Genomic DNA, 22099 nt, shown 5'->3' on the forward strand with positions numbered 1-22099 from the left:
TTACCCCTGATGCGCCTGCATATACTCCTTAGGTGACATTCCATGAACTTCTTTAAAAGAACTGGAGAAATGCGACAAATTCGTATATCCTGTTGCATACGCTACTTCTGACACCGTCAGCTTCTTCTCTTTCAACAAGGCGGCAGCTTGCTGAAGGCGAATATTCTTAATAAAGTCGCGTGCCGAGAGATTCGTCAGCTCTTTCAACTTCCGGTGCACATGCACACGGCTCAGACCAACATTGGCCGCCAGCATCTCCACATTCAATTCCGTATTGGAAAGATTCTCATTGATAACCTTCATTATCTTGCCCATCAATATCTCGTCCGCGGACTTCATGGATAGCTTCTGCACCTTGTCCTCTTGTTGTTGTGCCCCACTGAATTTACTCTTCAGCAGCTTACGGTTAGCTATCAGATTGGCAATCGTACCTTTCAGCAACTCCGTATTGAAAGGCTTCACCATATAAGCATCCGCGCCGGTTGCCATACCTTCCATTGTATCTTCCGGTTTAGATTTAGCTGTCAACAGAATAACAGGTACGTGATTGACATTCGTGTTCTGCTTCATTTTCCGACAAAGGGATAATCCATCCATTTCCGGCATCATAATATCACTGATTACCAAATCAGGAGTATCCGCAAGAATGGTATCATATGCTTCTTTACCATTCTTGCACGTCATAATCCTGTAGTCTTCCTCCAGTTCCTCCTTCAGATAAGAGAGAATTTCCTCCTCATCTTCCACTATCAATATACGCATGCGATTCTTCGCTTTACCCGTCTTTCTGCCTTCTGCATCTTCTTCCTCTTCTTCAAAGGTTTCCTCAAAATCCGGTTTCTCCGGCTTCACCAACACTGCATGAGGTGTGGTCGCCAGTTCCACATCTTCCAGTTCATCCGTCCGGAGATGAGCGGATCCCATCGGAATACGAATGATGAAACGGCTTCCCGGAGCATCCTCCCGGTTCTCTGCCAGAATAAGCCCATGATGCAATTCCACTAACGAACGGGACAGATGCAAACCAATGCCCGTACCAAAGTTAGACTTCGTCACATCATTATCTATTTGATAGAAACGCTCAAAGATGCGCTCTATCTTTTCCCGGTCGAGCCCGATGCCGCTATCAGTCACCGTTATCTGAAAATATTCCCTTAACGGGTCTTTGCGAGTGGAATCGCGTCCGGTAGAGAGCGTCACTGTAATTTCTCCCTGCTCCGGCGTATACTTGAAAGCATTGGAAAAGATATTCATCAATATCTTATCGAAGTTATTCATATCCACCCACACTTTCAGTTGCGGCATGGAATGTTCAAAGATGAAATGTATCTTCTTCTTTTGTGCCAGATAACCGAAGGTGAGCATCACATCGTCAATGAAGCCCACTATATCCGTCTCCCTGAACTTCATGAACATCTGCCCTTTATCCAGCTTACGAATATCCATCAATTGGTTTATCAGACGAAGAATGCGCTGTGCATTCCGGTAAATCATCAGGTACGTCTTCTGCACCTCTCCGCCTTTCTTTTCCGCCAGCAGTTTCTCCAGCGGATTGATGATAAGCGTCATCGGGGTGCGTATCTCATGTGATATATTGATAAAGAACTGCAACTTTGCCTCATTCAATTGCTCGGCATGCTCACGCTTCATGATTTCGCGGCGATGGCGCATACGCGATAATATATAGTTGACAATGCCCACCACCAGCAAGCCGGCCAAGAAGGTATAAATGCAGTACGCCCACCACATTTCATACCAGGGCGGGGTAATCAGAATCTTGACTGTGCGTACTTCCGAAAGGTTACCGTGGCTCAACGCCCTCACCTGGAAAGTATACTTGCCCGGTGGAAGATTATTGTAAGTCACCCTGTTCACACCCGGCTCGGTAGTGAGCCATTGGTTACTCAATTCTTCAATCTTATACTGATAAGATATCTGTTCCGGATTGTTATACTGCAACGTAGAGAAGACGATGCTGAACGTATTGTCATGATGAGCCAGGTGGAACATATTTGCATCCAGCACGGAAGTATAAATAACGGTATGCCTTCCCGAACGCGTATTCTTACGAACAGGTTGGTTGAAGATAGAGAAGTCCGTAATCCATACCCGGGTATTCTTCAGTACACTGCCTATGGAAGAAGGCAGAAAACAGGTGATACCATTAATGCCACCGAAATATATTTTCCCAGTGCGGTCCTTATAGAATGCCCCATGCGTAAACTCATTGCCCTGCAAACCGTCGCCCGCATAGTAATTGATAAAACGGTTGTTCGCCACATCATATTTGCAGATGCCCATATAGGTACTAATCCATATATTATGCTTCTCGTCCTCACAAAGTCCGCAAATCACATTGTTCGGTAAGCCGTCCGCTATCGTAAAACATTTCAGCTCCTCGGTATTCTTGTCGAAACGATACAATCCGTCGGTCGTACCTGCCCAGATGTTCCCGGCATGGTCTTCCTGCAATACATATCCCACCCGGTCTTCAATCAAAGAGTTCACCTCACGATAGTTGATGAAACTCTCATTCTCTGGATTGAAACAACTGATGCCTTTGTAATGTCCCAGCCAAATCAATCCCTCACTGTCACAAAAGATATAATTCACCCAGTCGTTGGCCAATTCATTCCGCGTCAGGTCACCCGTTTCGTCTTTGGACGATTCGTAATGTTTCAAAGCCTTTGTCACCAGATTATATTGATAGAAACCAGAACCGAAAGTAGCGATATACAGATTCTTGTGCCGGTCTTCCGTAATGGAGAATATCTTCTCATTGTCAATTGATAACGGATACTCACATTCTCCCGTCCGCCTGTTCAGCTTCGCCAGTCCCCGTGTATAAGAGCCTAACCAGAAGTCACCATTCGTATCTTCATACATGCACATGATGGTGTTGGCAACCGACCGCAAACTATTGCCCGGCTGGTAATGCCGCAACCTGTTTCCTTCCGCATCCAGTTCATACACTCCCTCATTATCTGCTCCCACCCACAGATGGTGGTTGCTGTCCTGATAGATGGACATCACACACCCCTGTCCGATGGGATTATAGTAGATAGACTTATTACCGTAATATTCAAACGGGTTTTCCTGTCTCGGTATCAAAGCAATCCCGCGTTGAAACAAGCCCAACCACAGATTCTTGTCCCGGTCTTCCAGTATAGCATGTATCTTCCCTTCTGAAAAGTCCAGCGGAGCGGAATTAATGCTGTAATCTTCTATCGTCCCGGTCATCCGGTTATACGTTTTCAGCCCCTGCCCGTCGGTACCTATCAGCAAACGGTCGTCCACCACCGTAAGGCAATAGATGGATAATGCTCCCCCACCTTTACAGGGCACAGGCACAAAACAATTCCGCTCACGGTCATAGCGTGACATTCCTTGTTTTTGAGTTCCCACAAACAGGTTTCCGTACTTATCCTCAGTAATGGCAGATACATAATTATCATTAATCACCGGATATCTGTAGATGCGCACTTCTTTCGTTGCAGGCAGATAGCAAATCAGTCCATGCCCCTCGGTGCCTATCCATATATTATAATGAGAGTCTTCATAGAGGTTGGACTGAAAGTTATAGTTCACTTGCCTCATGATTTCATCAATGGAGAGAGCTTGCTGCCGTTGTTCATCAAGACGGAAGATTCCCTGTCCGGTGGTCACTATCCAGATTTCCCCATTATGCAACTTCTGCATCTGCGTGACATGCGGAAAGACCTGCTTACCAGCACGCATCATTGGTATTTCCCGAAAAGTATCCGTCTCCGGGTCATACTTCATCAGTCCGTCGATACAGCCCACCAGCAAATTCTGCCGGTTGTCTTCGAAAAGTGTGCGCACATAGTTGTTTTTAATGGAAGTGGAATCACCGGAAAGGTGTTTATAGTTCGAGAAGCGAAGCCCATCGAACCTGTTCAGTCCATATTCTGTAGCAATCCAGATAAATCCCCTCTTATCCTGAAATATCTGATTGATAAGACTGCTGGATAATTCGTTATTGGTAGAGTAGAATTTACCGGTCTGTGCTGCCAGAGGCAAGCCAACCAAACACAGCAATAATAATATAAAAAGGATTCTGTTATGGGATGTTCTCATCGCATTTTAAACTTAAAGGTAAGCAAAGATAAGAAAAACTTTCGAGATGTACCCGACTATCGGATGAATTAAGATAGTACTGCCAATCACACTACGTGAGTGAGCACATAACACTCCCGGACTGAGTACTCAAAACACCCGGATGTTTTCACCCAAAACATGGGGATGTTTTACACTATAACATCCGGATGTTTTGTGGTAAAACATCCGGGTGTTTTCGTTGATAAGATGGGGATGTTTTTACCTTTCAGTATAGGACTGAAAAGTGCTCGGTTTCTATGGGTGACGCAATGAATATGTATCATGCACCCATTCGACGTAACACCAGCAAATGATTTTGTAACACAGAGAAAAGTCATGTTACATTTAAATGTAACACAGGCTACAATTTATCGCCCGCATCTCCAATTAATCAAATACCTTTGTCTCAAACGAAAAGCAAAGTTTAACCCTTTAATTGAATGAGTGTATATATGGAAACCTGAGAATGAAAAGCATGTCTTTACATCTTTATTAAGGAAAGAGAATATTATTGTTATCCAACTAAATTAATTTCATTATGAAATGCACAAATTATTATTTTAAGCCTTTGGGGCTTCTATTCTTATTATGCCTGATACCTATATGGGCATTTTCACAGAACATCACTGTGAAAGGTGTGGTGAACGACGCCACAGGAGAACCGGTTATCGGTGCAAGTGTAGTGCAGAAAGGCACCAGCAACGGTATCATTACAGATATCGACGGTAACTTCACACTGAATGTTCCATCCAACAGTACCATCGTAATTTCATTTGTGGGCTACAAGACGCAGGAAATCGCCGTAGCCGGGAAGACACAATTCAATATTACGCTGAAAGAAGATACTGAGATGCTGGACGAAGTAGTGGTAGTGGGTTACGGACAGATGAAGCGTTCGGACCTGACAGGTTCCGTGGTATCGGTGAACGATGCGGCTATCAAGAAATCAGTGCCGACTTCTATCGATCAGGTGCTGCAAGGCCGCGCTGCCGGTGTGCAGATTCAAGCCAACTCCGGTACTCCGGGCGCAAGTTCCGCCATCCGCATCCGTGGTATCAACTCACTGAATGCAACGAACCAACCCATCTTTGTGATTGACGGTGTAGTAGTGGATGCTGCCACAGACGATGAAACCAACAACCCGTTGTCGAGCATCAACCCTTCGGACATCGTTTCAATGGACGTACTGAAAGATGCCTCCGCTACTGCCATCTACGGTGCGCGTGCCTCCAACGGTGTCATCATGATTACTACCAAACGCGGGCAAGCAGGCGAGTCTACCATCACTTATGATGGCTACATCGGTTGGCAGAGCATGCCCAAACACTTGGATATGATGAACCTGCGCGAATATGCCGAGCACCACAACGCCCGTGCAGCAGCAGGCATCGTAACTCAAAGCAGCGCTTTCGTACGCCCTGACATGCTGGGTGAAGGAACCGACTGGCAGGACGAACTTTTCCAGAATGCAATGATGACCAGCCACAACCTCTCGATGACAGGTGGCAGCGATAAAGTGACTTATGCCATCAGTGCCGGTTATCTGGATCAGGACGGCATAGCGCTGGGTTCAGGCTTCAAACGCCTCTCCTTGCGTGGAAACGTAGATGCACAAGTGAAGAAGTGGCTGAAAGCAGGAATCAACTTCTCACTGTCCGATTCTAAACAAAAGGTAGGCAGCGACAACAATATCATCATGAATGCGTTGCAGCAACAACCCTCCGTAGCAGTAACCAATGCCGACGGAGGTTTCGACGGACCGGACGATGTATGGATGCCGGTCAACCCGGTAGCTTATGCCACTATCCGCGACAACTACAACAAGAAGATGAACTTTCGCATGAGCACTTATCTGGAAGCTACACTGATGGACGGGTTGTCTTTCAAAACAGAACTATCCGCCGACTATAACCTGAATAAGTTCTATTATTATGAACCGGACTATAAGTTTGGCGTCATCACCAACGAAACCCGTAGCGGTCGTTGGACCAAAACCGACACCAAGTACTGGTCATGGAGGAACATCCTTACTTATAGCAAGACTTTCGCCAATGTACACAATATCAACGTCATGGTGGGACAGGAAATGTCACAGTCGCACTGGGAAACACAGGTGAGCAATGCAACAGGCTATCTGAGCAACTCAACAAAAGACCCGAGTGCAGGCGACATCTCCAAATCGAGCGGTACCGGTTCGCAAAGCGACAATTCCATCGCCTCTTTCTTCGGTCGTGGCTTCTATTCGTATGACGACCGCTACTTACTCACCGCTACCATACGTCGTGACGGTTCTTCCAAATTTGCCAAAGGCAACCGTTGGGGCTGGTTCCCTTCTGCCGCCTTGGGCTGGAAACTTTCCAATGAATCTTTCCTGAAAGACAACGACATAATCAACAACCTGAAACTCCGCTTCGGTTGGGGTGCAACAGGTAACCAGAATGTGGAAAACTGGGCTTACATGGCCATGCTTTCATCAAAGACTACCCCGTGGGGTGTAGGTGTGCTGACAGGAAATACTGCCAACCCCGAACTGAAATGGGAAACTACCTACTCTACCAACATTGGTCTGGATCTCAGTCTTTTCCAAAACCGCATCGAGTTCATAGCCGATGTTTACTACAAGAAAACCAAAGACTTACTGCTTCAACTCCCTTTACCGTCTTATCTGGGTTCGGCAGGAGCCGGTTCGGCCAGTAACCCGTGGGCAAACGTAGGTTCACTGGAGAATAAAGGTATAGAGTTGACCCTGAACACCGTGAACATTGACAAGAAAGGTTTCCAATGGCGCTCCAACTTCGTGTTCTCACTGAATCGCAACAAAGTGCTCAAGCTGGATACGGAAAGTGCTTCCATCGAAAAGACCTACAGCGTGGGCAGTGAAACCAGCGTAGTGACACGTACCGTTGTAGGACAACCGATCGGACAATTCTGGGGTTACAAGGTGATTGGCCGTTTCGACAAAGCCGAAGACTTCTATTATAAGGATAAAAACGGTGCCGTGAAACCGGTTGCCCTACCCGCGGGCTCTTCCATCGAAGAAGGGAAGACCTGGATTGGCGACTATATCTTTGCCGACCTCAACAATGACGGTGTAATCGACAATAACGACTGTACCTTCATCGGTAATCCTGAACCTAAGTTCACCTACGGTATCGGCAATACCTTCTCTTGGAAAGGTTTCGACCTCACCATCTTCCTCTCCGGCTCCTATGGCAATGACGTGCTGAACTACAACAGCCGCTACATAGAGAATCCGCGAGTGAACAGTAACCTGCTGAAGAGCGCAGCCAACTATGCCCGAGTAGAGAGAATAGACCCGAATGGCCCGGATGATTTCCGCAACCTGCATGTTGTAAACGGAAGCACATTCCTGCCACGTATATCAGCTTCTACCACGAATGCCAATAACCGCGTCAGCGACCTCTACATAGAAGATGGCTCTTACCTGCGCATCCAAAACATCTCACTGGGTTATACTCTACCTAAACAATGGGTCAGCAAGTTGAACTTACAGAACGTGAAGATATATGCCAACTTGCAGAACGTATACACCTGGACCAACTATTCCGGTTACGACCCCGAGGTGGGTTGCATGTATGGCGATGCTCTGATGAATGGTCTGGACTATGGCCGTTATCCCTCACCGCGTATTTATACATTCGGTTTAAACGTTTCTTTCTAACCTAAAAACGAGAAAACAATGAAAAGCAAATTAATTCTCATAATAGCTTTGGCCGGTGGAATGTCACTGGTAAGTTGCGAAGACTTCCTGGAACAAGAAAATACTACCAACCTCAATCAGGAAACTTTCTTCGACAGCGATGCGGCTATCACGGCTGCAACTGCTCCTCTTTACAATTACGTATGGTCCAGCTTCAACGAGAAAGCCTACTACTCTATGGGCGACGGTCGTGCCAACAACATCACTGCACAATATTCCGATTACATCTACCCATACACTAACCTGAACGAAACATCACTCGCAGCAGGTCTTGATGATGCCTGGGGCGCGTTCTATTCGGTAGTGGCGCAAGCTAATAATACGATTAATAATATTAAGAATCATGCCTCCGCCAATGTAAGCGAAACTGCCAAGACGCAAGGTATAGCCGAAGCACGCTTCATGCGTGGAACAGCCTACTGGTATCTGGCTTCCCTCTGGGGACTCGCCATCATCTACGAGAATACGGCAGACCTGGTAAACAACTATGTGGTTCCTGCCAACAACCGTGTCGACGTTATGGAATTTGCAATCCGCGATCTGGAATATGCTGCCAAGTATCTTTCGGATACACCTGCACAAAGCGGGCGTGTCACGAAGTATAGCGCTTTCGGTATGTTGTCCCGCGTATATCTCTCCATGGCGGGTCTGACTGAGAATGGCGAATACAATGGGAGCAACGTAGCCACCGACCCGAACCGGGGCACGCGCAACACATATTATCTGGATTTAGCCCAGAAAGCCGCTCTGAAAGTTACGGGTACTTCTTCTTATGGTCTGATGGATAACTATGGTGACCTCTTCACTTATGCAAACAACAATTGCAAAGAAGCTCTGTTCCAGTTGCAATGGCTTGCCGGTTCTAAAGATGTTCTCCCCTGGGGAAGCATGCAGTCCATCACCACCTTCTTCGGTTGGTCTACTATGGTGACAGATGCCACCAACTGGGGTGGAGCCACTTACTGTTCCTGGGACTTGTGGGACGAATATGATCCTAAGGACGTGATTCGTCGCCACTATACTGTGGCTTCGTATGGCGAATTCTATCCGGACATGAATGTACGCGGTGGAGGATACACGTATGGCATAACAGAAAACCGAGGAAGCCAAGGTGCAAACATCAAAAAGTATGTGATTGGCACGAACGCCGACAATGGTGTAAGTTACCAACAAAGCAGTGGTTTGAACACTCACATGCTCAGACTGGCTGAGATTTATCTGAATCTGGCTGAAGCTATCTTAGGCAACAATGCATCAACTAATGACGAAACAGCCTTGTTCTTTTTCAACAAAGTGCGTACACGTGCCGGCATGCCCTCCAAGACCTCCATTACCTTCGAAGACCTGCGTTATGAACGTCGCATCGAACTGGCCTTTGAAGGACAGTATTGGTACGACCTGATACGCCGCTCCTACTACAAACAGCAGGAAGTAGTGAACTACATGAATAATCAGAACCGCAACGCCAGCTATGACTATAATGAAACCACCGGAGTATATGAAATCAGCGAAGATTACGTTGCCCCCGGAACAGGGGTGGCTACAGCAACCGCCAATAGTCTGACGCTTCCGGTATCAGATGTTGACCAGAACAAGAACCACTACCTCCGTGGAAACATCGAAACCGTGCCTTACTCTTTCGGCGAAAGAGAAGTGTCTACAGCAGATTTATACAAATAATTAAAAAACAAAACGGATATGAAAAACTTGAAATATATATGGCTTTTGTGTCTTGCGCTGACTACTGTCTGCTTCGTATCTTGCGATGACGATGACGCTCAGGATAGCAAACCTATCAAAATTACACAGATTTATCTGGAAGATTATAAGTCCGCAGTGCCCGACCGCCCGATTGAATTTGCCCGTCTGGGGCAATTAATCCGTATTGAAGGCAGTGGCTTTTTAGGAATGAAAAAAGTATATATCAATGGATACAATACATTTTTCAACGTGGCTTATGTAGCCGATAACTCCATGCTGATTACTATTGATAGTAAGACACCTGTTGTTGATGCAACAGAAGATGTACGTAACAAAATACATCTGGTAAAATCCGGTGCCGACTTATGGCATGACTTTGAAATCCGCTCTGCCGCCCCAAGTGTCTCATATATCAGCAATACACTGCCGCAAGCAGAGGAAAAGGTAACTGTATATGGAACCGGACTGCACGAAACAAGTAAAGTGACCTTGCCCGGCGGAATAGAAGTCACCAATATAGAGAGTGATGAAGACGGTGAATGGTATTCATTCAAAATGCCTCCAGGAGTTACAGCAAGCGGTTCCATCTATTCAGAAGGAGCTAACGGTACTGCCGCTACTCCCGCCTACTTCAATGACAGCAACTGCATGATACTTGATTTCGACGGTAAAGGTAAACAAGGTTTCTGGAGTTGGAGTGAGACAGGTTCTATGATTAATGATGAAGACCTTGTGAACGACCCTAAAGAATCAGGACGTGGCAAGTGTTTACAGATTGTGCCGGATCGTTTATTGAGCGGCAGTGGTGTAGCTGCGGGGAAACCTCGTGTTACAGAATGCTGGACCGTGGGCACCGGTGAAGATGAAAGCGTGGACTGGACACGTATGTATTCTTATATCCCGGAAACTACGCCTCTGACAGATGTTGCCTTCCAGTTCGACATTTATGTTCCCGAAACATGGATTGGAACCGGACACCTTCAGATTTGTCTCTTCAATAATTTCAACTTCGCAGGAATAGGTTCTGATGACGACGGCCAACGCACTGCATTCTATGTGCCTTATATCCAGAATGGAGCAGTTGTTCCTTTCACCACGGAAGGCTGGCAAACAGTGACAATCCCTTTCAGCGAATTCGGTTATTACAAAAAGGAACTGGAAGAGGGAACCACCACACCTACTTTCAAGACTGTAGTTGAGGACCGCTTGGCTGCCAAGTATCAGAACTTCGGCGTCGGCTTTGTTAATACAGACTTTACTTTTGGCGGAGTAGATATTATTTCTACCATCTTCAAGACCAAAGTTTATCTGGATAACTGGCGCGTGGTGCCTTGTGCAAGTGTTACGATTTCAGACTTCAACGACGAAGAGAGTGCTGAATAAGTTTATCAATCAAATAAAAGAGTATAGATTATGAAACTAAATAAAATCATTCTCCCGGTAGTGGCTTGCGCATTAACATTTGGCAGTTGCTACGACGAAAAGATGGAATGGGGCAAACCTGACGGACATGGTGACGTCAATATCTCCGATATTCCCCTTGCGCTAAAAGAGAAATTAGCGAACTATGATTATATCAAAGCGTATGCAAAACAGTATGCTCCACACATGACCATCGGTCTCGGTTTGGGAGCCGACCTTTATATCAACGACACACAATACAAACAGGTAGCTGACGAGAATTTCCAGTTGTTCACCACCGGAAATGCTATGAAACATGCGTCTGTGGTGAAAACAAACGGTGAGTTAGACTTCACAACCATTGATGCGTTCCTGAGTCTTGTTCCGGCAGACATCCAGATATATGGACATAATTTTCTCTGGCATACGCAACAAAAACAAACGTATCTGAAATCACTGATCGCTCCGGAGATAATTGTTGAATCAGGCGATGACGATGTATGCGAGAATATCGTTAACAATTACGACTTTGAAGGAGGCAACGCAAATGGATGGACCGGTCTATGGGGTAAATATACTTATGCTGTAGAGCAACCGGGACATGACAGCGACTACGCCATCCACTTCACCATGACCAACGAGACAAGTGCAAACTATGATTGTCAGCTATTCTGGCCTACCGGAATGCTTAAAACCGGGGTTACTTACGCTTACTCATTTTGGGTAAAATCAGATGTCGGAATTAAGGTTCAGTTTATTGGTCAGAATGCATCTTACGAGGGTATCTATAAAGATACATTTACCGCACCAAGCGACTGGATTCGATGTACAGGTGAATTTACCTATACAGAAAGTGATACTAAAGATATTGAACGCATAGGTATCCAGTTCGGTGGAACTCCGGGAAGCAATGTATGGGTAGACGACTTTAAATTCGGAAAGAAAATAGAAGACCCTGATGCTAATAGAACCAATTTACTAACTAACGGGAACTTCACAGAAGACATACAGGACTGGAGTAAATGGAATGGTGATGATGGATGTAATACCTGGAACGATTCGGAAGGCAACAAAGCAAAAGGTTGCTTGCAAGTAGTCAATGCAGCCGATAATGAAAATGGCGAGTGGAAAGTCCAGATTCATAGCAACCTGCTTCAAACTATTGCCAAAGGTACCAAACTATATATATCATATTATATTAAGATGGCTTCAGGTACAGGCTCTGCACGTATCTCAACATCAACTGCCACTGGAACCGGTGATACTAATTATCAGGGAAATCAAGTAGTCGCATCTGAATGGCAGCGTGTAGAATGGGAGCTTGAAGCCTCAGCCGACATTACAGGCATCAATTTTGATTTAGGTTTAAAAGCTGGTACATATTTGATTGACGACGTAATAGTATCTACCGATCCATTCAATTCAGCAACTCCTGCTAATCGTGCAGTTACTCGTGCCGGTGGTATTACATACAAGTTCAAGACTCCGGAAGAAAAGAAAGCTGCCTTGCTTGGTGCCATGGAATCCTGGATTAAGGGAATGCTGGAGCATACCGGCAACCGCATCAAGGAATGGGACGTAATCAACGAACCTATTACAGATAATGGACAATGGCGTGGTATCGGCGGAAACTTTATGAGTAATGGTGATGAAGCTCCTGATACAGCACCTGTAGAAGACGAAGAAAGCGGTCTGAACCTGAACTGGGCAGCCGACCATTTCTACTGGGGTTACTACATCGGCAAAGAATATGCAGTGAAGGCTTTCGAATATGCCCGCAAATATGCAGCAACTGATGCCAAGCTCTATGTAAATGATTACAATCTCGAATCAAGCCCAAACAAACTGACCGCCTTGATTGACTTCGTAAACTACATTGAAGAGAACGGCCAGAAAGTAGATGGTATCGGAACTCAGATGCACGTATCATCCAGCATCACGAAAGCCCAGGTAGACGCTATGTTCAAGACAATGGCAGCAACCGGTAAGTTGGTTCGCGTAACTGAACTGGATGTACAAGTAGGCACTACTACCCCATCTGCCGAACAACTGGCAACACAGGCAGAAGTTTATCAGATGATTTTCGACTCTTACAGAGAAAATGTACCGCAAGCACAACAATCAGGTATCACCATCTGGACGCTGACTGACAGCAAGAAAGAACATGAATACTGGTTATCGGAAGATGCACCTAACTTATTCGATGCAAACTACGGACGCAAACATGCCTATAAAGGTGTATGCGACGGCATTGCCGGAAAAGATATAAGTGAAGACTTCAGCGGTGACGACTGGAAGAATGCGTATGAAACAGAGGAGGAAACTCCGGCTAAATAATGAGTGAAGACAGAAAATCTGGTAAGGCTCCGGCCTTACCAGATTCTCCTTTAAACTATGTAACAAAGCCCCTTTTTACCCTCTGAAACAAGAAGATGTACGATAAACGAAAAATTATGTAACATACGGCAGGGATAATGTAACCGAAATGAATTTTTCTGCAACACCACGGAAAGCTTTCTAAATTATAGCTTACTATCTTTGTTGCTATGGAAAACATATAAAACCAATATCAGCAAACAATGAAGAATTGGATTCTATTTTTGGCAATCAGTCTCATTACATTCGGACATGCAAATGCTCAGAAAAGTATATTGCAAAAGCAAGGTACTGCTACGCAATTGGTGGTAGACGGTAAACCTTTTCTTATTTTAGGCGGTGAATTAGGAAATTCATCTGCTGCCTGCACAGAAGATATCGAACGAATCTTCCCGAAACTACAACGTATGGGACTGAACACGGTACTCGTTCCGGCATACTGGGATTTGACCGAGCCTCAAGAAGGTCAATTTGACTTCACTCTCACGGACAAAATCATCGACCAAGCACGGCTAAACGGTCTGAAAGTAATCTTCCTCTGGTTCGGAGCTTGGAAGAACTCCATGAGTTGCTACGCTCCCCTTTGGTTCAAAGAAAACTATAAGAAATATCCGCGCGCCTATACGCAAAGCGGAAAGCCACTTGAAATAGCCAGCGCATTCTCCGAAAATGTTTATCAGGCAGACAGCCGCGCTTTTTCTCAATGGATGAGACACATTGCATCCATTGATAAAGAGGAAGGCACCGTCATCATGATACAGATAGAGAATGAGATAGGTATGTTGGAAGATGCAAGGGATTACTCCAAGGAAGCCAACGCGCAGTTCAATGCTCCGGTACCCGCGGAACTAATGAATTTCCTGCAAAAGAACAAAAAAACGCTCCATCCTGAGATGCTTCAAAAATGGGAAAACCAAGGATGCAAGAAACAAGGCACTTGGCAGGAAGTCTTCGGAGCTGATATCTATACCGACGAACTTTTTATGGCTTGGCACTATGCCCGCTACGTGGAGAGAATGGCACAGGAAGCCCGGTCTATTTATAATGTTCCGCTTTATGTGAATGCTGCCATGAACAGCCGCAACCGTAAACCTGGTGAATACCCCTCTGCCGGTCCGTTGGCACACCTTGTCGATATATGGCATTGCGGAGCCCCTAGCATTGATTTACTAGCACCCGACCTGTACGATAATGGTTTCACAGAGTGGGTGGCCAAATATAAACTGCACAACAACCCGTTGTTCATCCCCGAAATAAAACTAACAGATAATAACGGTGTAAGAGCCTTCTACATCTTCGGTGAACACGACGCCATCGGCATTAGTCCGTTTTCCATTGAAGATGGTTCCGACTCCCCTAACACTCCGTTGGTGAAAAGCTATAAAACATTGAAAGAGTTAATGCCACTCCTGAGCAAATTTCAAGGTAAAGGGGCAACGAAAGGACTGCTCTTCGATCAGGAAAACAAAGAAAGTGTCCTCTATCAGGATGATTTAAAAATAATCTGCCGCCACTTCTTTACCCTTCCCTGGGATCCGCGCGCCAGAGATGGCAGCACATGGCCCGAAGGCGGCGGTATCTTGCTGAAACTTGCTCCGAATGAATATATCGTGGCAGGCAGTGGCATCGTCATTGAGTTTGAAAAGGCTACTGAAAATCAAACCAAGGTACAGGCTTTGGGGGAAGACGGTTTCGCTCAAGCAGGAAGAAAGGGGGAAAAGGTGATTAGTGATGGAGTGGTAAGTGATAAGCAGGTATGGAAGGGAGCACGTTGCGGCATCGGCTCGGTAGACGAGGTGAAAGTGAACAAAGACAGCACTTTCTCTTATATCCGCCGCCTGAACGGTGACCAAGACCATCAAGGACGCCATGTACGCATCTCCGTGGGAGACTTTCGCATCCTGCACGTGAAATTATATGAGTATAAGTAGTAGATAGATTTTAAGATATGAATAAGGTTAGTTACAATAAAGTTAGGTTGAGTCTGGCAGTGCTGCTTTGTCTTTGTACCATTTCCATGGTGGATGCAAAGGTAAAGCTGCCTGCCTTGATTTCTGACAGAATGGTACTGCAACGCGAGCAATCCATCAAAGTATGGGGCATGGCAGATGCAGGAAAAAACACAGTGACCACACGCCTAATCAGCAACAGCGGATATCCCCACTTCGTGCAAGAGAAACCGTATAAGATTATCTGCGGAAACGAAGAAGCGAGCCTGCTGGGAGAATGGAAATACAGGTTGGGGGCCGCCTCCCGCTCTGGGAATGATGTTCTTCTGCTATAAGCCGATATGCCTGTACAATGCCATGATTGCCGACTGGCACCGCACATTCAACAATCCGGGACTACCTTTCCATATCGTTGAACTGGCAGACTTCCTGCCGAAAGATGATATAGGTGGTCGTCAGGCTTGGGCTGAGATGCGCAGGGAGCAGGCACGGGTGACCGAAACGATCATTAACAACTGATAATTAATAACTGAAAATATAATCATGAATGCACTAAGTCAGAAAGTGTCTATGGCCGAAAAAATCGGTTATAGTTTAGGAGATTGCTCTGCGAACCTCGTGTTCCAGATGATGATGATTTACCAAACCAAGTTCTATACCGATGTCTTCGGTCTGGAAGGTGCCATTGCCGGGTCGGTCATGCTGATTGCCCGCATTGTAGACGCTTTTGTCGACCCAACCGTAGGTATACTGTCCGACCGGACACGGAGTAAATGGGGAAAATACCGTCCGTGGGTACTTTGGACAGCACTACCGTTTATGGTATTCTATGTACTGGCATTCTACAATCCGGGCATCGAAGATAAGGGACTGGTAGCAGTATATGCAACTATCTCTTATACCTTATTAATGACACTGTATTCCTTTAATAATACGCCGTATGCATCGCTGGGTGGTGTAATGTCGAGCGACATCAAGGAGCGCACAAGCATTACTTCCATCCGCTTTGTGGCCGCTACCATCGCACAATTCGTCGTACAAGGTCTGACGCTGCCGTTAGTAAGCAAGTTTGCAGGCGAAAGCGGTGACAAAGGACATGGCTGGTTATGCACCATTTCCTTGTTTGCAGTAATCGGTTTCGTATTTCTGGTCATTACTTTCTTCTCCAGTCGCGAACGCATCACGCCACCGGCAAATCAGAAAACCGATACCAAGAAAGACATCAAGGATGTATTCAAGAATATCCCCTGGAGAGCCATGTTTATCCTGACCCTCTTCCTTTTCACCACCCTTGCCATGTGGGGGAGCGCCATGAACTACTATTTTGAGAATTATGTAGATGCCGGTGCACTGTATGCATTCCTCGATAAACTCGGACTGGTAGCTACGCAGGCTAGTGACAGTGTAGGATATACGATATTGAACGCGTTCGGGCTCATTGTCAGTAGTCCTGAAAAAGCCTATGAAGTAGGCTTCGGTGTATTCAATATGCTGGGAGCTATCGTACAGTTCTTCGGCGTAATCTTCCTGTCTGGTTTTCTCGCCAACCGCTTCGGAAAGAAATCGGTGTTTATTATTTGTCTGGCATTGACGGCATTGTTCACGGCATTTTTCTACTTCCCCAACGAAACGGATGTGGAAACGATGTTTGTGCTAAACTTCCTGAAGAGTCTGGCGTATGCACCTACCGTTCCGTTGCTTTGGGCAATGATTGCCGACGTGGCGGACCACTCGGAATACGTGAACCATCGTCGGGCGACAGGATTCGTGTTTGCCGGCGTAGTATTTGCATTGAAGGCCGGTTTGGGCATAGGTGGTGCTATTCTGGGTTTCCTGCTTTCCGGCTTTGGATACGTATCGGGTGCAGGTGTGGCACAAAGCGATTTGGCTATTCATGGTATTGTACTTTCATCCAGCATCATCCCAGCAGTGACGTTCCTGATTGGTGTTATCGCACTATGGTTCTACCCCATCACAAAGAAGTATAATGAACAGATACAGGCGGAACTGACAGAGCGCAGGGAAAAGGCAGACTATTAGCGCCATTGCGCAATGGTAAGCTAAAAGCGAGCTATATGGCAAATATCAAATTAATCAAAGTATAACAATAATGAATTTTAGAAACATAATACCTGTACTATTCGCCCTCATCGCCTTGTCTGCCTGTAGCGGAGGCAATCAGCCCGTAGCTGTCGATCCGACACTGAAAGGCATCCTCGGCGATAAATTCCTCGTTGGTGTCGCCCTCAACTCCGAACAAGCAGCTGGGCGCGACACCAGTGCAGTCCGTATCGTGCAGCGCCACTTTAATTCCATCGTGGCAGAAAACTGCATGAAAAGCGAAGTTATTCATCCCGAAGAAGATCGTTATGACTTTACCCTGGCGGACGAGTTCGTCAAGTTCGGTGAAGAGAATGGGATGTTTATCATCGGACACTGCTTGATATGGCACTCGCAATTATCGCCGTGGCTCTGTGTGGACGCTGATGGGAAGAATGTATCACCCGAAGTACTGAAACAACGGATAAAAGACCACATCTACACCATCGTAGGACGCTATAAAGGTCGCGTCAAAGGCTGGGATGTAGTGAACGAAGCAATCGAAGGAGATGGAAGTTACCGTAAAAGTAAGTTCTATGAAATATTGGGCGAAGAATACATTCCGCTGGCTTTCCAATTTGCTCATGAAGCCGATCCGGATGCGGAACTATATTACAATGACTACGGCATGCATGAACCTGGGCGACGTGACGGCGTTGTACGTATGATCCGTGCACTGAAAGAGAAGGGGCTACGTGTAGATGCCATCGGCATGCAGGGACACATGGGACTGGACTATCCAAGCATTGGCGATTATGAGACCAGCATCCTGGCTTTCGCTGCAACAGGTGCCAAGATAATGATAACAGAATGGGATATGAGCGCCCTCCCTACACTGAACCGCGGAGCGAACATCGCTGACAAAGTAGCTTTTGAGAAAGCTCTGAATCCTTATCCGGAAGCTCTTCCGGACAGTGTATCGCACCTATGGAATGCCCGCATGAAGTCGTTCATGGAACTTTTCATAAAGCACTCAGATGTTATTACGCGCGTAACAGCATGGGGAGTATCAGACTCTGATTCCTGGAAGAATAATTGGCCTATGGTCGGAAGACGCGAGTATCCGTTGCTTTTCGACCGCTCATACCAGCCCAAACCTTTTCTGAAGGAGATATTGCAGCCTAAGAAAGCTGTATTCGATGAGTTTATCTATACTGTGACTTCTAAAGGTGCGGATAAAGTAGCCGAAAAGCCAAACATCCCCGGTATGCTGAATCCTATCTTACCGGGCTGCTACCCCGACCCCAGTATCTGTCGCGTAGGAAATGATTATTATATGGTCAATTCCTCTTTCGCCTTTTTCCCCGGCGTGCCTATCTGGCACAGTACGGACCTGATAAACTGGAAACAACTGGGCTATGTCCTCAACCGTCCGTCGCAACTGCCCATGTATGACGGTCTGCGCATCAGCGGCGGTATCTATGCCCCGGACATCAAGTATAATCCGCACAATGGGTTATTCTACATGATAACCACTGCCGTAGATGGCGGAGGCAATTTCTTCGTCACTACCAATGATCCGAAGAAATGCAATTGGAGCGATCCCACATTCTTACCCGAAGTGGGTGGCATCGACCCCGGTTTCCTCTTTGACGAAGATGGAAAAGCATACATCGTAAACAACGACGCCCCAGCCGGAAAGCCGGAATACAGCGGTCATCGTGCCATCTGGATACGTGAATTCGACTGGAAAAACGGCTGCATCGTGGGAAAACAGAAGATGATTATCGACGGAGGTGTAGATAAATCGCAACATCCCGTCTGGATAGAAGGTCCGCACCTTTACCACATCAACGGTACTTATTATCTGATGGCCGCCGAAGGTGGAACAGGACCTAACCATTCGGAAGTAGTCTTTACCTCCGAATCGCCATTCGGTCCTTTCAAACCCTGTTCCATCAACCCGATACTGACGCAACGCGGGCTGCCGGACAACCGTCCTAATCCCATCACCTGCGTCGGCCATGCCGACCTCGTGCAGGCACCCGAAGGCGATTGGTATGCTGTCTTCCTCGGCGTTCGTCCCTACAACGGCGAGCACGATGTAATGGGGCGCGAAACATTCTTGTTGCCTGTTACCTGGAAAGATAATCAACCTGTTATTCTGCCTGAAGGTGAAACCATCACCTATACGACAGACCGCCCTTACGGTCCTACCCCACTCTGGACGACCGACGGATTGGCTCCGGAAGCCTTCTTCATCCGTACCCCGCTGGTGTCTTGCTATGCAATAAGTGGTAAAGGCCAACTCACACTGACCGCCAGCAGCAGTGACCTCAACGACAAACGACAACCCGCCGCCATTGGCCGTTGGATAAATAACTGGACATTCACTGCCCAAACTGCCCTCAACTTCACACCCGGGCAACAAGGAGATTTTGCAGGTATCACCTGTTTTCACGATGATTATTGCTATATTCGCTTTGGAAAAACATTGGATAAGGAAGGTAAGCCTATGCTATCACTGGAAGCATACAGCCGTGGAAAGCTCTGCAATCAGGCAAGCGCTACCCTGCCCCAGCCCAATGGAAAGATATATCTGAAAGTAGAAGGAAACGATGCCGTGAATTATACTTTCAGTTATGCCACCAGCCCCAAAGGCAATTGGACACAAGTAGGCGAACCTGTTTCCGCCGACCTGATAAGCACACAGACTGCCGGCGGTTTCACCGGTACGATGGTGGGCATTTACGCAACAGGAAACTATCATAATTAACAAACAAGAAGAACCCTTAAAATTATACAATCATGAAGAAAGAAAAAAGATACTTAGTACCCGGAGATTATATGGCAGACCCTGCCGTTCACGTATTCAACGACCGCCTTTACATCTATCCGTCGCACGACTGGGAAAGTGGTATCCCCGAGAATGACAACGGCGACCACTTCAATATGAAAGACTATCACGTCTTCTCTACCGACGATCCGATGCACGGAGAAATCACAGACCATGGTCTTGTACTCACCACCGAAGATATTCCTTGGGCCGGACGCCAACTCTGGGACTGTGACGTAGCAGAGAAAGATAGCAAATACTATATGTACTTCCCTCTGAAAGACCAAAACGACATCTTCCGTATCGGCGTTGCCATCAGCGACTGTCCCGAAGGTCCGTTCACTCCCCAGCCTGACCCGATGCGCGGAAGCTACAGCATGGACCCTGCCATACTGAATGACGGCGACGGCAACTATTATATGTACTTCGGCGGTCTCTGGGGCGGACAACTGCAACGTTACCGTGACAACAAAGCCCTGGAAAGCGGTGCTACTTTCCCTGCAGACAATGAACCGTCCATCCCTGCACGCGTTGCCAAACTCAGTGCAGACATGCTGCAATTCGCCGAAGAGCCTAAAGCTGTAGTTATTCTGGACGAAAACGGCAAACCGCTGACTGCCGGAGATAACGACCGACGTTTCTTTGAAGCCTCCTGGATGCACAAGTACAACGGCAAGTATTACTTCTCCTACTCCACCGGAGATACCCATCGCTTGTGCTATGCCATCGGCGACAACCCATACGGTCCATTCACCTATCAGGGCGTCATCCTCACCCCGGTAGTAGGCTGGACCACCCATCATGCCATTGTGGAATACAAAGGCAAATGGTATCTGTTCCACCACGACAGTGTGCCTTCCGGCGGACGCACCTGGTTACGCAGCCTGAAAGTTTGTGAACTGGAATACGATGCCGACGGACGTATCATTACCATCGAAGGACTTGATTAACCGACAATCAACCATATGGATACAGTAAAAATAGGAATCATAGGTACCGGATGGATTGCTGAGAAGATGGCAATCACCCTCATGGGAATGAAAGGTGTGGAAGCTTACGCAGTTGCTTCCCGCCAGTTACAAACCGCCCGCGACTTTGCCGAAAAGTGGGGATTCACCCGTGCCTACGGTTCCTATGAAGAGATGCTTGCTGATGAAAAGGTGGAGTTGGTATACATTGCCACTCCTCATTCACATCACTATGAACATGCACGCATGAGTTTGCTACATGACAAAGCGGTATTGTGCGAGAAAGCATTTACCTCCAATGCCCGCCAGGCAGAAGAATTACTGAATCTTGCCAAAGAAAAGAATCTCTTCATCACCGAAGCCATCTGGACACGCTACATGCCTTTGTCTCAAACCATCAACGAAATCATAGCAAGCGACATCATTGGGCGCCCCATGACATTATCTGCCAATCTGGGTTATCCTATCGGCAACCGCGAACGGCTCCGGCAACCCGCTCTTTCAGGCGGAGCTTTACTCGACCTGGGAGTATATACGCTGAACTTCGCCTCCATGATATTCGGCACCGAGATTGAGAATATCGCTTCAACCTGCATTAAGACTGACACAGGAGTGGATGCCCAAAACAGCATAACCCTCATCTTCAAAGATGGAAAAATCGCCGTACTGCATAGCACCATGCTGAGCATGACCGACCGCCAGGGTATTATCTCCGGAGAAAAAGGACACATAATTGTAGAGAACATCAATAATCCGCAACGGGTTACGGTAGTGACGGAAGATTACCAAACCATAGCCGTCTACAACTGCCCTCCACAAATCACCGGATATGAATATCAGGTATATGCTTCTATAGATGCCCTGAAGAACAGGTGGCTCGAATCGCCTTTCATGCCTCATGCCGAAACCTTGCGCATCATGCGCCTGATGGATAACCTGCGTAAAGAATGGGGTGTACGCTACCCCTCTGACGAATGAATGAATAACC

Annotated in this window: 12 protein-coding genes; 11 read left to right on the forward strand and 1 reads right to left on the reverse strand. The window is 46.7% G+C overall.

The features are described from left to right. On the reverse strand, positions 1-4098 hold the full coding sequence (locus HMPREF9447_RS07075) for a hybrid sensor histidine kinase/response regulator transcription factor (RefSeq protein WP_009129019.1): 4098 nt from the start codon (positions 4096-4098) through the stop codon (positions 1-3). A 559-nt stretch (positions 4099-4657) separates the two neighbouring features. On the opposite strand from HMPREF9447_RS07075, the gene HMPREF9447_RS07080 reads away from it, so the two are divergent. The 11 genes from HMPREF9447_RS07080 to HMPREF9447_RS07130 all read left to right on the forward strand — a co-directional run bounded on the left by HMPREF9447_RS07080 (position 4658) and on the right by HMPREF9447_RS07130 (position 22089). Then, positions 4658-7801: a SusC/RagA family TonB-linked outer membrane protein gene (locus HMPREF9447_RS07080; RefSeq protein ID WP_009129020.1), complete on the forward strand. Its 3144-nt coding sequence runs from the start codon at positions 4658-4660 to the stop codon at positions 7799-7801. A gap of 18 nt (positions 7802-7819) precedes the next feature. Then, a complete protein-coding gene (locus HMPREF9447_RS07085; protein WP_009129021.1) occupies positions 7820-9520 on the forward strand; it encodes a RagB/SusD family nutrient uptake outer membrane protein in 1701 nt (566 codons plus the stop codon). Between the two features lie 18 nt (positions 9521-9538). Continuing rightward, complete coding sequence (locus tag HMPREF9447_RS07090) at positions 9539-10924, forward strand: glycan-binding surface protein (protein ID WP_009129022.1); 1386 nt, start codon at positions 9539-9541, stop codon at positions 10922-10924. Positions 10925-10954: 30 nt separating this feature from the next. Beyond that, entirely contained in the window at positions 10955-13279 is a 2325-nt protein-coding gene (locus HMPREF9447_RS07095; protein WP_009129023.1) for an endo-1,4-beta-xylanase, read from the forward strand. A 242-nt stretch (positions 13280-13521) separates the two neighbouring features. Then, positions 13522-15249: a GH35 family beta-galactosidase gene (locus HMPREF9447_RS07100; protein ID WP_009129024.1), complete on the forward strand. Its 1728-nt coding sequence runs from the start codon at positions 13522-13524 to the stop codon at positions 15247-15249. A 17-nt stretch (positions 15250-15266) separates the two neighbouring features. Then, complete coding sequence (locus HMPREF9447_RS29035; protein ID WP_009129025.1) at positions 15267-15602, forward strand: hypothetical protein; 336 nt, start codon at positions 15267-15269, stop codon at positions 15600-15602. Next, positions 15583-15786 (forward strand): hypothetical protein, encoded by a 204-nt coding sequence (locus tag HMPREF9447_RS29040; protein ID WP_167549105.1) that lies wholly within the window; start codon positions 15583-15585, stop codon positions 15784-15786. The genes HMPREF9447_RS29035 and HMPREF9447_RS29040 overlap by 20 nt, the downstream gene beginning before the upstream one ends. A gap of 24 nt (positions 15787-15810) precedes the next feature. Beyond that, the gene (locus tag HMPREF9447_RS07115) at positions 15811-17307 is read left to right on the forward strand and encodes an MFS transporter (RefSeq protein ID WP_009129026.1); all 1497 of its coding nucleotides are present in this window, start codon (positions 15811-15813) and stop codon (positions 17305-17307) included. Positions 17308-17377: 70 nt separating this feature from the next. After that, positions 17378-20083 (forward strand): endo-1,4-beta-xylanase, encoded by a 2706-nt coding sequence (locus HMPREF9447_RS07120; RefSeq protein WP_009129027.1) that lies wholly within the window; start codon positions 17378-17380, stop codon positions 20081-20083. A 32-nt stretch (positions 20084-20115) separates the two neighbouring features. Then, on the forward strand, positions 20116-21093 hold the full coding sequence (locus HMPREF9447_RS07125) for a glycoside hydrolase family 43 protein (RefSeq protein WP_009129028.1): 978 nt from the start codon (positions 20116-20118) through the stop codon (positions 21091-21093). Positions 21094-21108: 15 nt separating this feature from the next. Beyond that, positions 21109-22089 carry a Gfo/Idh/MocA family protein gene (locus tag HMPREF9447_RS07130; protein ID WP_009129029.1) on the forward strand — a complete coding sequence of 327 codons (981 nt, stop codon included), beginning with the start codon at positions 21109-21111 and terminating at the stop codon, positions 22087-22089. The last annotated feature ends 10 nt before the right edge of the window (positions 22090-22099 follow it).

The organism is Bacteroides oleiciplenus YIT 12058, assembly GCF_000315485.1.
GTDB lineage: Bacteria > Bacteroidota > Bacteroidia > Bacteroidales > Bacteroidaceae > Bacteroides > Bacteroides oleiciplenus.